Origin of the sequence: Ottowia sp. (assembly GCF_047601385.1) — a bacterium.
GTDB lineage: Bacteria > Pseudomonadota > Gammaproteobacteria > Burkholderiales > Burkholderiaceae_C > Ottowia.
Map to the genome: position 1 here is coordinate 1128252 of NZ_JASGJP010000001.1, position 14420 is coordinate 1142671.

At 66.3% G+C, this 14420-nt stretch carries 12 protein-coding genes; 10 read left to right on the top strand and 2 right to left on the bottom strand.

From position 1 onward, the window contains the following. Positions 1-89 precede the first annotated feature (89 nt). The 7 genes from QM772_RS05470 (at position 90) to QM772_RS05500 (ending at position 7349) form a co-directional block, all read left to right on the top strand. On the top strand, positions 90-695 hold the full coding sequence (locus QM772_RS05470; protein WP_415134439.1) for a TIGR00645 family protein: 606 nt from the start codon (positions 90-92) through the stop codon (positions 693-695). Between the two features lie 144 nt (positions 696-839). After that, a complete protein-coding gene (locus QM772_RS05475) occupies positions 840-1115 on the top strand; it encodes a hypothetical protein (protein ID WP_415134440.1) in 276 nt (91 codons plus the stop codon). A gap of 186 nt (positions 1116-1301) precedes the next feature. Continuing rightward, positions 1302-2240, top strand: coding sequence for an intradiol ring-cleavage dioxygenase (locus QM772_RS05480; protein ID WP_415134441.1), 939 nt, complete (start codon positions 1302-1304; stop codon positions 2238-2240). A 64-nt stretch (positions 2241-2304) separates the two neighbouring features. Then, complete coding sequence (locus QM772_RS05485) at positions 2305-3759, top strand: ATP-binding protein (RefSeq protein ID WP_415139477.1); 1455 nt, start codon at positions 2305-2307, stop codon at positions 3757-3759. Next, on the top strand, positions 3756-4460 hold the full coding sequence (locus QM772_RS05490; RefSeq protein WP_415134442.1) for a response regulator: 705 nt from the start codon (positions 3756-3758) through the stop codon (positions 4458-4460). The genes QM772_RS05485 and QM772_RS05490 overlap by 4 nt, the downstream gene beginning before the upstream one ends. 127 nt (positions 4461-4587) lie before the next feature. Then, the gene (locus QM772_RS05495; protein ID WP_415134443.1) at positions 4588-6150 is read left to right on the top strand and encodes a type I restriction-modification system subunit M; all 1563 of its coding nucleotides are present in this window, start codon (positions 4588-4590) and stop codon (positions 6148-6150) included. Then, on the top strand, positions 6147-7349 hold the full coding sequence (locus QM772_RS05500) for a restriction endonuclease subunit S (protein WP_415134444.1): 1203 nt from the start codon (positions 6147-6149) through the stop codon (positions 7347-7349). Before QM772_RS05495 ends, QM772_RS05500 begins: the two co-directional genes overlap by 4 nt. Before the next feature lie 8 nt (positions 7350-7357). Here QM772_RS05500 and QM772_RS05505 read toward each other — a convergent pair. After that, positions 7358-8156, bottom strand: a protein-coding gene (locus QM772_RS05505; RefSeq protein WP_415136166.1) for an IS5 family transposase whose coding sequence is annotated in 2 segments (ribosomal slippage) — positions 7358-7891 and positions 7893-8156 — 798 coding nt in all. Because the reading frame shifts where the segments join, the coding sequence is not laid out codon by codon here. Positions 8157-8646: 490 nt separating this feature from the next. Here QM772_RS05505 and QM772_RS05510 point away from each other — a divergent pair. The 3 genes from QM772_RS05510 to QM772_RS05520 are packed head-to-tail and all read left to right on the top strand — an operon-like array spanning position 8647 to position 12906. Beyond that, the gene (locus tag QM772_RS05510; protein ID WP_415134445.1) at positions 8647-9099 is read left to right on the top strand and encodes a hypothetical protein; all 453 of its coding nucleotides are present in this window, start codon (positions 8647-8649) and stop codon (positions 9097-9099) included. Positions 9100-9119: 20 nt separating this feature from the next. Further along, on the top strand, positions 9120-9425 hold the full coding sequence (locus QM772_RS05515) for a type II toxin-antitoxin system RelE/ParE family toxin (RefSeq protein ID WP_415134446.1): 306 nt from the start codon (positions 9120-9122) through the stop codon (positions 9423-9425). Positions 9426-9444: 19 nt separating this feature from the next. Then, positions 9445-12906: a DEAD/DEAH box helicase family protein gene (locus QM772_RS05520; RefSeq protein WP_415134447.1), complete on the top strand. Its 3462-nt coding sequence runs from the start codon at positions 9445-9447 to the stop codon at positions 12904-12906. 56 nt (positions 12907-12962) lie between these two features. Here the strand turns inward: QM772_RS05520 and fumC are convergent, their stop codons facing one another. Continuing rightward, entirely contained in the window at positions 12963-14348 is a 1386-nt protein-coding gene (gene fumC, locus QM772_RS05525) for a class II fumarate hydratase (RefSeq protein ID WP_415134448.1), read from the bottom strand. Positions 14349-14420 lie beyond the last annotated feature (72 nt).

A 14420-nucleotide genomic window follows, 5' to 3' on the forward strand; every position in this document is an offset into this window, starting at 1 on the left:
CTTACAACGCACTGACTGGCCCCTGGAAAGACCGCCGATCCAGCGCCGCGCCGTCCCTACAATACGCGATTTTCGGCCGCCCGTCCGCCATGTCCGACCCTGTCCAATCCCCCGCCAACCGCCCGCTGCGCCCGCTGCCGGCGATCATCTTCGCCAGCCGCTGGCTGCAACTGCCGCTCTACCTGGGCCTGATCGCCGCGCAGGCGGTGTACGTGGTGCACTTCCTGGTGGAGCTGTGGCACCTGATCGAGGCCGCCTTCGGCAACCAGCATGCCTTGCAGGCCCTGGTGACCAGCATCGGCTACAAGTCGGACGTGGCCGTCACCTCGCTGAACGAGACGGTGATCATGCTGGTGGTGCTGGCGCTGATCGACGTGGTGATGATCTCCAACCTGCTCATCATGGTGATCGTCGGCGGCTACGAGACCTTCGTCAGCCGGCTCGACCTCGAAGGCCACCGCGACCAGCCCGAGTGGCTCAGCCACGTCAACGCCAGCGTGCTCAAGGTCAAGCTGGCGCTGTCGATCATCGGCATCAGTTCCATACACCTGCTGAAAACCTTCATCAACGCCGGCAACTACACCGACAAGGTGCTGATCGCGCAGACCGTGATCCACGTCGTGTTCCTGCTCTCGGCGATGGCCATCGCCTATACCGACAAGCTGATGAGCGCGGGGCACAAGGCTTCACGCTGAAGCCTCGATATTCAAAGCCAAATCGTGATCCAGCGCTTATGCAGAAAGCGCCGGCAGCTATTCTTTAGATAGCAAACAAATCAGACACGATTTCTCCCACCTTCTCCGGCACAGTGGCATATCCCTTGATCCCAGGAGTACGCCATGAGCCACTCGCTCGCCCACCCGATCTTCGCCGCGCTGCTGTGCGGCGCGCTGGCGCCCGCGCTGGCGCAGCAGGAGCGCCGCGCGCCGCCACCGCCGCCGCCCGAGGCGTTTGCCGCCTGCCAGGGCAAGGCCGAAGGCGCCGCCGTTACCATCACACTGCCGGACGGCAAGACGCTCGATGGCACCTGCCGCACGGTCACCACGTCGTCGGGCACGGCCCTGGCCGCCCGGCCCAACCGGCGCCCCGACCAGCCGCCACGACCCCAAAGCTGAAGTGAAACCACCCCCGTTGCTCCACTCGCTGCGCGATGTTGCACCTCCCCCTCCAGGGGGCGCCCCCACTGGCCGTGGCCAGTGGGGGCGCTGGCATGGCCTGCTCCGCGGCATGGCGTGCCGAGGCGCTGCGGTGCGTCGCGGGTGGTGCGCCGCACCATGAAAAACCGCCACCGGAGAAATCCCATGCACACGCTCCACGATGAACACGAACACGACCTCGGCCTCCAGCACGACCTCCAGGTCATGGCGCTGCGTCTGCGCGAGCGCCGCCGCCTGCTGGGCCTGATCGCCGCCGGCGGCGCCTCGCTGACGCTGCCCGCCTGCGGCGGGGGCTCGGACGATGCGAGCACCGACACGGACACCGGAACCGATACGGGCACCAGCACAGGCACCGGCACCGGAACCAGCACAGGCACAGGCACGGGCACGGGTACCAGCACCACCGACACGGGCAGCACCACCTGCCTTGCCGACCCGACGGAAACCCAAGGCCCCTACCCCGCGGACGGCTCCAACAGCGTCAACGGCAGCGTGGTCAACGTGCTGACGCAAAGCGGCGTGGTGCGCAGCGACATCCGCAGCAGCTTCGGGGGCCTCAGCGGCACCGCCGCGGGCCTGCGCACGACGCTCACCATCACCCTGGTGGATGTGAACAACAGCTGCGCGCCGCTGTCCGGCTACGCCATCTACCTGTGGCACTGCACCCGCGACGGCACGTACTCGCTGTACAGCAGCGGCGTGCTGAACCAGAACTACCTGCGCGGCGTGCAGACCACCGACGCCAATGGCCAGTGCACCTTCGTGACCATCTTCCCCGCCTGCTATTCCGGACGCTGGCCGCACATCCACTTCGAGGTCTACAAGAGCGCCAACAGCGCCAGCAGCTACACCAACAAGCTGCTCACCTCGCAGATGGCCATGCCCGCCGACGTGTGCAACGCCGTGTACGCCCAGGTCAGCGGCTACAGTGCCAGCGTGAGCAACCTGTCCAAAGTCAGCCTGTCGTCCGACAATGTGTTCGGCGACAACACCGCCGCGCAGATCGCCTGGCAGACGCCGGCCTTCACCGGCGACATCACCGACGGCTACGACGCCACCATCTCGATCGGCCTGCAGGCCTGACCCACCGCCCTTGCGCCCGCCCCGCCTCACCCTGCAAAGCAAAGCCTTCATCGCCCTCGCGGCCATGCTGGTGGTGCTGGTGCTGCTGTTCGCGGGCTTCTCGCGCTGGGCGCTGCAGCGCGGGCTGGGGCCCTACGTGGCCAGCATCGAGCTGGCGCGCATGGACTGGCTGGCCGACCGGCTGCAGGAGCACCATGCCCAGGCCGGCAACTGGGATACGCTGCGCCGCCAGCCCAACCTGTGGCGCCAGCTGCGCCGCTCCGGTCCCGACGGCAGCGGCGCCGGCGACCGCCCGCCGCCCCCACCCCAACGCGACTTCGACCCGGCGCGCCCGCCGTCCGACAGGCCGCCGCCCCCGCCGGACGGCAGCCCCGGCGGCCCGCCGTCGGTCTACGCGCGCCTGGGCCTGCTGGACACCGACCGCCGCCTCGTGGCCGGCAGCGTCCCGCGCGCCGGCGCGGCGCAGCAGGCGCTGACCGACCCCGGCGGCGCCGTCATCGGCCACCTGGTGCTCTCGCCGCCGGACGACCTGCAAAGCGAGGCCGACCGCGCCCTCCTGCGCGAACACATGGGCTTCGTCGCCTGGACCGGCCTGGCCGGGCTGGCCCTGGCCCTGGCGCTGTCGGCCTGGCTCGCGCGCCGCTGGCTGGCGCCCGTGCATGCCCTGGCCGAAGGCGCGCGCGCCATCGCCGCCGGGCGGCTGGACACGCGCGTGCCCGTCGCCGGCGAGGACGAGCTGGCGCAACTGGCCCGCACCTTCAACGACATGGCCGGCCAGCTCGCCGGCGTGGAAGCCTCGCGCCGCCAGTGGCTCGGCGACGTGGCCCATGAACTGCGCACGCCCCTGGCCGCCATGCGCGCCGAGATCGAAGCCCTGCAGGACGGCATCCGCCCGTTCGACGACAAGACCGCGCTGCGCCTGCACCGGCAGGTGATGCGCCTGATCCAGCTCGTGGGCGATTTGCGCACCAGCCTGGACGGCAGCGCCGCCGCGCCCGCCGCCAGCCACGTGCCCGTGCACCCGCTGGCCCTGCTGGCCGAAGCCCTGGCCGGCGCGCGCCCGCGCCTGGAGCAGGCCCGCATCGGCGTGCAGACGCCCGGCCTGCCCTGGCCCGGCCCCGAACCGCTGGTGCTGGGCGACGCGCAGCAGCTGCACCAGGTCTTCAGCAACCTGCTGGAGAACACCCTGCGCTACACCCACGCCGGCGGGCAGCTGCGCGTCAGCGCCGACACCGCGCGCGAGCACGGCCGCGCCTGGCTGCGCCTGCAATGGGACGACAGCGCCCCCAGCGTGGCCGCGCACGAGCTGCCACGCCTGTTCGAGCGCCTGTACCGCGCCCAGAACGCCAGCGACGGCGCCCGCACCCGCGCCGCCGATGACGCCGGCGGCTCCGGCCTGGGCCTGGCGATCTGCCGCACCATCGTGCAGGCGCACGGCGGGCGCATCGAGGCGCAGCACTCGCCCCTGGGCGGGCTGCGTGTCATGCTGGCGCTGCCGCTGCTGGAGAACATGCCATGAACGCCATCACCCCCACCCGCATCCTCGTCGTCGAGGACGAAGCCGACATCGCCGGCGTGGTGCTCGACTACCTGCGCCACGCCGGCTACGCCGCCGAGCACGTGGCCGACGGCCGCGCCGCCCTGGCACGCATCCGCGAGGCACCGCCCGACCTGACGCTGCTCGACATCATGCTGCCCGGCCTGGACGGGCTGGAGGTGCTGCGCCAGGCGCGCGGCCTCACGCAGAGCCCCATCATCATGCTCACCGCCCGCGTCGAGGAGGTGGACCGCCTCATCGGCCTGGAACTGGGCGCCGACGACTACATCTGCAAGCCCTTCTCGCCGCGCGAAGTGGTCGCGCGCGTCAAGGCCGTGCTGCGCCGCGGCGCCCCGCCCCCGCCCAGCGCGGCCTCGGCGGACGGCGCCCTGGCGCTGGACAAGGGCCAGTGGCAGGCCAGCCTGCGCGGTCAGCCGCTGTTGCTGACACGGCGTGAATTCCGCCTGCTGCACGTGCTGGCGCGGCAGAGCGGACGCATCTTCTCGCGCGCGCAATTGCTCGACCTGGCCTACGGCGACACGCTGGACGTGAACGAGCGCGCCATCGACAGCCACATCAAGAACCTGCGCCGCAAGCTCAAGACCGCCGACGGCACCGACCACGACTGGATCCGCTCGGTCTACGGCGTGGGCTTCGCGTTCGATCCGCCCGGCGACACCTGAGCTATCATTCTGATAGCTGCCAGCGCTTGCCACACAAGCGCTGGAGGCCAAAAACACTCTTAAAAATCACGTCCCCTCGATTCCCCGGCCGTGGCAGACTCGTGTCTTTGCGCACATCCCCTGCCCCATGCTCACCGGTGAATTGAGAAACAAGGTCGATCAAGTCTGGAACGCCTTCTGGTCCGGCGGCATCGCCAACCCGCTCGAAGTCATCGAGCAGATCACCTACCTGCTCTTCCTGCGCGCCCTCGACAGCGACCAGACCCGCGAAGACAACAAGGCCCTGCGCCTCAAGACACAGCCCGTGCGGCTCTTCCCCGAAGGCACCGACCCCAAGGGCCGCCCGTTTGACGACCTGCGCTGGTCACGCTTCAAGCACATGGCGCCCGCCGACATGTACACCGTGCTCGGCGAACACGTCTTCCCCTTCCTGCGCGGCCTGCACGCATCGGGTGGCCCGGCGGCGGAGACGGCGTTTGCGCACCACATGCGCGACGCGCGGTTCACCATCCCCACGCCCGCGCTGCTCGCCAAGGTCGTCGATCTGCTCGACACCATCCCGCTCGACGAACGCGACACCAAGGGCGACCTGTACGAATACATGCTCGGCAAGATCGCCTCCGCCGGGCAGAACGGCCAGTTCCGCACCCCGCGCCACATCATCGAGCTGATGGTCGCCCTGACCGCCCCCGTGCCGCAAGACACCATCTGCGACCCCGCCAGCGGCACCTGCGGCTTCCTCGTCGCCGCGGGCGAATACCTGCGCCGCACCTACCCCGACATGCTGCGCGTGCCCGAGCAGAACCGGCACTTCCACCACGGCATGTTCCACGGCTACGACTTCGACAACACCATGCTGCGCATCGGCAGCATGAACATGGTGCTGCACGGCGTGGAACACCCCGCCATCGAATACCGCGACTCCCTCGCCCAAGGCGCGGCGGACGATGCCGACGCCTACAGCCTCATCCTCGCCAACCCGCCCTTCGCGGGCAGCCTGGACTACGAGAACACCGCCAAGGACTTGCAGCAGACCGTCAAGACCAAGAAGACCGAACTGCTCTTCCTCGCCCTGTTCCTGCGCCTCTTGAAAACCGGCGGCCGCGCCGCCGTCATCGTGCCCGACGGCGTGCTCTTCGGCAGCAGCAAGGCCCACAAGGAACTGCGCCGCAAGCTGGTGGAAGAGCAAAAGCTCGACGCCGTCATCAGCCTGCCCGGCGGGGTGTTCAAGCCCTACGCGGGCGTCAGCACCGCCATCCTGCTCTTCACCAAGACCATGAGCGGCGGCACCGACAGCGTGTGGTTCTACGACATGCAGGCCGACGGCTGGAGCCTGGACGACAAGCGCCAGCCCCTGCTGGATACAAGCCTTTTGGGCCTCCAGCGCTTTGTGGACGGGCGCAGCCAGCTATCAGAAGCAGAGCACGCCAGGAACAACCTGCCCGACGTGCTGGCGCGCTGGGGAGAGCGCAACGGCAGCGAACGCGAGCGGCCCCGCACCGCGCAGAGCTTTTGCGTGCCCAAGGCGGATATCGAGGCCAATGGGTATGACCTGAGCATCAACCGGTACAAGGAAGTGGTGCATGCGCAGGTGCAGCACCGGGCACCGGGGGAGATATTGGAGGAACTGCGGGCGCTGGAGGGGGAGATTGCGCGGGGGATGGGGGTGTTGGAGGGGATGTTGAAGTGAACCGCCCAACATTCATGGCGCTCGGAGATGTTGCTCAGTTCATTCGCGGTATTAACTTCAAACCCGACGACGTTGTTCCGGTTGGAACCGAGGGGTCGGTTGCCTGTATGCGGACGAAAAACGTTCAGTCAGAACTCGACCTGACTGACGTTTGGGCCGTTTCAGAGACTTTCGTTCGCAGAAACGAACAACTTTTGCAGACCGGCGACATTCTTGTTTCGAGTGCGAACAGTTGGAACTTGGTTGGTAAATGCTCTTGGGTTCCAGAACTTCCTTGGCGTACAAGCTTTGGCGGCTTTGTCTCAGTGCTTCGTGGCAACTCAGCCCATGTTGATGCTCGCTACCTCTATCAATGGTTTTCTTGGGAACACACTCAAGCTTTGTTGCGAAGCTTTGGTCAAAAGACGACCAATATTTCCAACCTGAATATTGATCGTGCCTTGGCCTTGAAGCTTCCATTGCCATCGCTACACGAACAACGCCGCATCGCCACCATCCTCGACCAAGCCGAAACCCTCCGAACCCAACGCCGCACCGCCCTGGCCCTGCTCGACAGCCTCGCCCAGTCCCTCTTTCTCGATATGTTTGGGGATCCAGCCAAAAATCCGTATGGCTGGGTCATAGGCAAGATCGGAGACATGTTGGAATCAGCGTCTTATGGCACCAGTGAGAAATCAGGCCATGACGGCAAATTCCCTGTTCTACGGATGAACAACATTACCCGTACCGGCGAATTGGATTTGGAAGACCTTAAATACATGGACTTACCTAGCAAAGATCATGAGAGGTATCTGGTAAAGGCTGGCGACGTACTTTTTAACCGCACCAATAGCGCCGAACTGGTTGGTAAAACGGCCATCGTGCCTCAATCAGCCCCCTCACTTGCCTACGCCGGTTACCTCGTGCGCCTGCGCGTCAACGACGCGAACCATCCGATGTACCTGGCCCGATTTCTAAACACCCCATACGCCAAGCGTATGTTGCGGGGTATGTGCAAAAGCATCGTAGGTATGGCAAACATCAACGCCAAAGAAATCCAGGCGATGCGAATTGCACTTCCGCCCCTCCCCCTCCAACAAACCTTCGCCACCCGCATCCAGTCCATCGAAGCCCTCAAAGCCACCCACCGCCGCGCCCTGGCCGCGCTCGATGAACTGTTCGCCTCGCTGCAACAGCGGGCCTTCGCGGGCCTGCTCTGAGAGCGTGTTTACGATCTCCTGAGTAGCAGAGCCAGAAACGCCAAGTGGACGAACTGCAAGCTGGTATTGAGCCATCGCTCACAGTTCTTCCATAGCCTGCGGTTTTTCTCCAACCACGCAAAGCTGCGCTCAACCACCCAGCGCTGGGGCATGACCTTGAAAGTGTGCAGCTCGCTTCGCTTGGCAATCTGCACCGTCACATGCTCACCCAGGATGTCCTTGACGCCTTGGGCGAAGGGAGCTCCTGTGTAGCCGCTGTCCGTCAGCACACTTTGCACCCGCCCCAGCGACTGCTTGCAGCGCTTGAATGCCGCAAGCGCTCCTTTGCGATCCGTCACTTCGGCTGTGGTTACCGCCACGGCATGGGGCAGGCCCTGGGTGTCCACCGCGATGTGTCGCTTGATACCCGAGACTTTCTTGCCTGCGTCGTAGCCTTTGAAGCCCGCTGTGTCAGCGTTCTTGACGCTCTGCGCGTCCACGATCAAGAACGCGCTGCAGGCGTTGCGCCCCAGTTTCTCTCGGGCCGCGCCAACCTGATTTTTTTAAAGCCTGCTCCAGCACGCTCACTCCGTGCTGGTCAGGCTCGCTCCACTTGCGCCAGTACGCATAGACGTTGTGCCACTTGGGGAACTGCGGTGGCAGATAGCGCCACTGGCAACCCGTGCGCAGCAGGTACAGCACTGCACAGAACACCTCGTACAGATCGAGCTTGATCGGTTTGGTGCTGCGCCGAACGCTGCGCAGCAGCGGCTCTATCTCGGCAAACTTCTCTCGACTTATGTCGCTTGGGTACGGCTTTCTCTTCACCCAAGGATTGTCGGGGATGAGATCGTAAACACGCTCTGAGAACGTGTGAACGAATCCGTCATGCCCGCTCATCACGCCAAAACACGCCCCCTCTGCGTTGCAAATGCTCGCCATAGCCCGAGCCATGGCTGCGCTTTGCGCCTTGATGGGCCGCGTTTTGACGCGCTGCTCGGCCACGCCGAATTCATTCACACGTTCTGACTCCGCACACTGCCGCCCATCAAATACCCATCAAGCAAATGTGTACGGCTAAGTGGTTGTCACCAAAGCAGTTTCTCCACCGTCGGAGCCACAGGCAGGCGGGCGATCAAGTGCCCATCAAACAATTCAAGCCCAATGCGGCACGTAGCGGCGCAGTTTGGCCGCCGCCGTTGCACCTTCCGGTCACTGAAGCTGGGCGGTTTCATGCCCAGGCGATTGGCCTTTGCCTGTTGCAGGTTTTCTATCAACTACGCACAATAGTGACCTGATTCTTGAACAGGAGTACGCCATGCACAGCATGACACTGGAGCAACTGCGCACCACGGCCCATGCAGGCGGAGTGAAAGGGGTCACGCTGAAAGGGCAAGGCGGTGGCTTCTTCCTGGAGATTGCCACGCGCAGCGGCCAGGATGCCGTTCTGGCGAAGGCCCGCAGCACCGAGCCGCGCCGCTTCGGCAACCCGGCTTCCGCGCTCATCGTGTTGCGCGACCTGGGCATTTCCATTGCGCAGCTTGACGTGACCCACTGGAACCCCGAGCAGAAAGACATGAGCCGCAGCAGGCCGCGCCGCGCCGAAGCCTTGCGCGAAGCGCATGAGGCAGCGGCTTACAACCAGTGGCTTGCCGCCGAGATTCAGGCGTCTATTGACGACCCCCGGCCAAGCATCCCGCACGAGGAAGTCATGGCCCGGATGGATGCCCGCATCGCGCGCTACAAGGCGGCAGCGGCGAAGCGTGTATGAGTGACCACGGCGGCTGACCCATGGCGAAGGCGAAAGTCCCTTACCGCATCACATGGCGTCCGATGGCCGAGGCCAATCTGGACGACATCATCGACCACATCGCGCAAGACAACCCAGCCAGGGCCGAAACATTCGGCCAGGAACTGCGCGACAAGACCCTGCCGCTTGCAGAGCACCCCAAGCTGGGCCGCACGGGCCGGCCGGGCCTGCCCGCCTTCGTGCGCGAGTTGGTTGCCCACCGCAATTACATCGTGCTCTATCGCGTGCTGGACGCATCCCGCACCGTGGAAATCCTGCGCGTGAAGCACACGGCGCAGCAAATTTAGCAACCCCCAAGGCCGCGCAATGACCGCCAGCAGCAACTTCACATTCCTGCAATCCGGCTGGCCCGACCTACTGGCCGAGGCCCGCCGTGCCGAAGCCGCCGCGCTGGGCGACCCGCGCACGGCCTGCTTCTACGCCCGCCGCACGCTGGAGCTGGCCGTGGCGTGGCTGTTCCAGGCCGAAGGGGGCCGGGGCGGCTGCCTGCGCGTGCCGTACAAGGCGGATTTGTCGGCCTTCCTGTTCGAGCCGAGCTTTCAGCAACTGGTGGGCGCCACGGTTCACGCCAAGATGGACGTGATCCGCCGCCTGGGCAACCAGGCTGTGCACAACGCCCGCCCGGTGCCGCAGCAGGATGCGCTGGCCGCCCTGCGCGAGCTGTTCCACGTGGCCTTCTGGCTGGCACAGCGCTATGCGCGCAAGGTGTCCGACCGGCCCGCCGCGGGCTTGCAGTTCCGCGCCGAGCTGCTGCCCCCGCCGCCTTCGGACGCCATCGCGCAGGCCAGCCGCGCCGCCCAGGCCGCCGCGCAGGAAGCCCTGCAAAAGCAGGCCGAAGCGCTGACCCAGAAGGACGCGCAACTGCGCGAGGCCGAGGCGCGCAACGCCGCGCTGGACGAGGAACTGGCCCGCTACCGCGCCGAGATCGCCGCCGCCAAGGCCGCCAATGCCGCAGCGCCCGCCCCCGATCACGACTACGACGAGGCCGCCACGCGCGACCTGTTCATCGACCTGCTGCTCAAGGAAGCGGGCTGGACACTCTCCGACGCGCGCGACCGCGAATACGATGTACAGGGCATGCCCAACGGCGAGGGCAAGGGCTATGTGGACTACGTGCTGTGGGGCGACGACGGCAGGCCGCTCGCCATCGTCGAGGCCAAGCGCACACGCCGCAGTGCCAAGGAAGGCGAGCAGCAGGCCCGCCTGTATGCCGACTGCCTGGAGCAGCAGTTCGGCCAGCGCCCGGTGATGTACGGCACCAATGGCTACGCGCATTGGCTGTGGGACGACGCCACCAGCCCGCCGCGCGCGGTGCAGGGCTTTCACAAAAAGGACGAGCTGGAGCTGATGGTGCAGCGGCGCACCAGCCGCAAGCCGCTGGACAGCCTGCCCATTGCGCCGGGCATCGTGGAGCGGCATTACCAGCAGCGCGCCATCCGCCGCATCGCCGAGACTTTCGAACGCGACCAGCACCGCAAGGCGCTGGTGGTGATGGCGACCGGCGCGGGCAAGACGCGCACGGTGATCGCGCTGGTCGATCTGCTGATGCGCGCGGGCTGGTGCAAGCGCGTGCTGTTCCTGGCCGACCGCGTGGCCCTGGTGAACCAGGCCGTGAACGCCTTCAAGGCCCATCTGCCCGACGCCGCGCCGGTGAACCTGGTGACCGACCGCGCCACCGAGGGCCGTGTGTACGTCAGCACCTACCCGACGATGATGGGCCTCATCAACGAAGGCGCGGGCAGCGGGCAGCGCCGCTTCGGCGTGGGCCACTTCGACCTGATCGTGGTGGACGAGGCGCACCGCTCCATCTACCAGAAGTACCGTGCCATCTTCAGCTACTTCGACGCGCTGCTGGTGGGCCTGACGGCCACGCCCAAGGACGAGATCGACCGCAATACCTACAGCCTTTTCGGCCTGGAAAGCGGCGTGCCCACCGATGCCTACGGGCTGGACGACGCCATTGCCGAGCGCTATCTGGCGCCGCCCAAGGCCATTTCAGTGCCGCTGCGGTTCCAGCGCGAGGGCATCCGCTACGACGACCTGAGCGAAGACGAAAAAGACCAGTGGGACGCGCTGGAATGGGACGACGAAGGCGGCGAAGCGCCCGACGCCGTGGGCGCCGAGGCGGTGAACCAATGGCTGTTCAACACCGACACGGTGGACAAGATGCTGGCCCTGCTGATGGAGCGCGGCCACAAGGTCGCGGGCGGCGACCGGCTGGGCAAGACCATCGTGTTCGCCAGGAACCAGCCGCACGCCGAGTTCATCGCCGAGCGGTTCAACGCCAACTATCCGCAATACCGGGGCGAATTCGCGCGCGTCATCACCTTCAAGACGGAATACGCGCAGTCGCTCATCGACGCCTTTGCGCAGAAGGACCGCGCGCCGCACATCGCCATCTCGGTGGACATGCTGGACACCGGCATCGACGTGCCCGAGGTGGTGAACCTGGTGTTCTTCAAGATCGTGCGCTCCAAGGCCAAGTTCTGGCAGATGGTGGGGCGCGGCACGCGCCTGTGCAAAGACCTGTACGGGCCTCAACAAGACAAGAAGGATTTCTTCATCTTCGACTTCTGCCAGAACCTGGAGTTTTTCAGCCAGGAGCTGGAAGGCAGCGAAGGCGCGCTGGCCCAGCCGCTGTCGCAGCGCCTGTTCAACGCGCGGCTGGAACTGCTGGGCCTGCTGGATCAGCGGCTGAGAACGCAAGGCGTGGCCGAAGACACACCGCCGCCGCTGGCGCTGACCGAGGAAACCATCCGCAACGACGTGGCCGACCTGCTGCACCGCACGGTGCAAGGCATGCCAATGGAGAACTTCGTGGTGCGCCCGCAGCGCCGCTGGGTGGAAGCCTGGGCGCAGGCCGATGCGTGGCAGGCCCCCACGGCGGAGCAACTGGCCGAGGTGTCGCAGCACCTCTCCGGCCTGCCCACCAGCGTGCGCGACGAGGACGAGGACGCCAAGCGCTTCGACGCGCTGATGCTGGGCACCCAGTTGGCCCTGCTGCGGCAGGAGCCCGCGCTGGCCCGTTTGCAGACGCGCGTGCAGCAACTGGCGAACGGCCTGCTGCACCTTGCCAACGTACCCAGCGTGCGCGAACACCTGCTGCTGATCGAAGCCATCGCGGGCGAAGAATGGTGGCAGGACGTGACCCTGCCCATGCTGGAGCAGGCGCGGCGCAAGCTGCGCGGCCTCATCAAGCTGATCGAAAAGACCGGCCGCAAGGTGGTCTATACCGACTTTGAAGACGCGCTGGGTGAATCCACCGAAGTCGATCTGCCCCTGGTCGCCAGCGCGGTGGACTTCGACCGCTTCCGCAGCAAGGCCAGGGTGTTCCTGCGCGCACACGAAGACCGGCTGGCCCTGCACAAGCTGCGCCGCAACCAGCCCCTGACTTCCACGGATTTGGCTGAACTGGAAACCCTGCTGCATGAAGCGGGCGGCAGCGACGGCGACATTGAGCGGGCACGCACCCTGCACACCAGCCTGCCGCTGTTCATCCGCTCCCTGGTCGGTCTGGATCGGGAAGCTGCCACGGCCGCCTTTGCCGGTCTGATCGCGGCAGGCACCGCCAGCGCCAGCCAGTTGCAGTTCATCGACGAGATCGTGCAGCACTTGACGGAACACGGGGCCATGCCGGCGGCACGGTTGTATGAGTCACCGTTCACCGACATCCATGCGCAAGGGCCGGACGGTGTTTTCGATGCGCCCAAGGTGGAGCAGCTTTTTGCTGCCCTGCACCAGTTCGACAGTCCGCGCGCCGCAGCTTAAAAACCATAGCTGCCAGCGCTTGTCCAGCAAGCGCTGGAGGCCGATTTGTCTTTAAATCAACGGCCCACCATGTTGCCCGGCACCACCCACTGATCGAACTGCTCGCCCGTCACGTGGCCCAGCGCCAGCGCGGCCTCGCGCAGCGTGGTGCCTTCCTTGTGCGCCTTCTTGGCGATGGCGGCGGCCTTGTCGTAGCCGATGTGGGTGTTGAGCGCGGTCACCAGCATGAGGGAGCGCTGCACCAGCTCGGTGATGCGCTCGTGGTTGGGCTCGATGCCCACGGCGCAATGGTCGTTGAAGCTGACCATGCCGTCGGCCAGCAGGCGCACGCTCTGCAGGAAGTTGTGCGCGATCATGGGGCGGAACACGTTCAGCTCGAAGTTGCCCGACATGCCGCCGATGTTGATGGCCACGTCGTTGCCCATGACCTGCGCGGCCAGCATGGTGACCGCCTCGCACTGCGTGGGGTTGACCTTGCCGGGCATGATGGACGAGCCGGGCTCGTTCTCCGGGATGCTGATCTCGCCGATGCCGCTGCGCGGGCCGCTGGCGAGCCAGCGCACGTCGTTGGCGATCTTGTTCATGCTGGCGGCCAGGGTCTTGAGCGCACCGTGCGCGGCGACGAAGGCGTCGGCCGCGGCCATCACCTCGAACTTGCTGGGCGCGGTGACGAAGGGCAGGCCCGCGAGGCGCGCCAGCTCGGCGGCCACGCCCTCGGCATAGCCCTTGGGCGCGTTCAGCCCGGTGCCCACCGCCGTGCCGCCCAGCGCCAGCTCGCACAGGTGCGGCAGCGCGGCGCGCACGTGCTTTTCGCCCTGGTCGAGCTGGGCCACCCAGCCGGAGATCTCCTGCCCCAAGGTCAGCGGCGTGGCGTCCTGCAAGTGGGTGCGGCCGATCTTGACGATGCCGTCGAAGTCCTTGGCCTTCTGCGCCAGCGTGCCGCGCAGCTTGGCGATGGCAGGCAGCAGCTTGTGCGTGACGGCCTCCACCGCCGCCACGTGCATGGCGGTGGGGAACACGTCGTTGCTGGACTGGCTGCGGTTGACGTCGTCGTTGGGGTGCACCTTGCGCGCTTCGCCGCGTTCGCCGCCCAGCAGCTCGCTGGCGCGGTTGGCCAGCACCTCGTTGACGTTCATGTTGGTCTGCGTGCCCGAGCCGGTCTGCCAGACGACGAGGGGGAATTCGCCCTCGTGCCGGCCGTCGATCACCTCCTGCGCGGCGGCGATGATGGCGTCGGTCTTGGCCTTGTCCTGCAAGCCCAGCGCGTGGTTGACGGCGGCCGAGGCCTGCTTGACCTGCGCCAGCGCGCGGATGATCTCGCGCGGCTGGCGCTCGCCCGAGATGTCGAAGTTCTGCAACGAGCGCTGCGTCTGCGCGCCCCACAGCTTGTCGGCCGGCACGGCGATGGGGCCGAAGGTGTCGCGTTCGGTGCGGGTGGTCATGGCTTGGGCTCCGCTGTCAGAATGAAGGGCGTGCGCGCAGCACGGCAAATACACGAGCATAACCCCGAATGC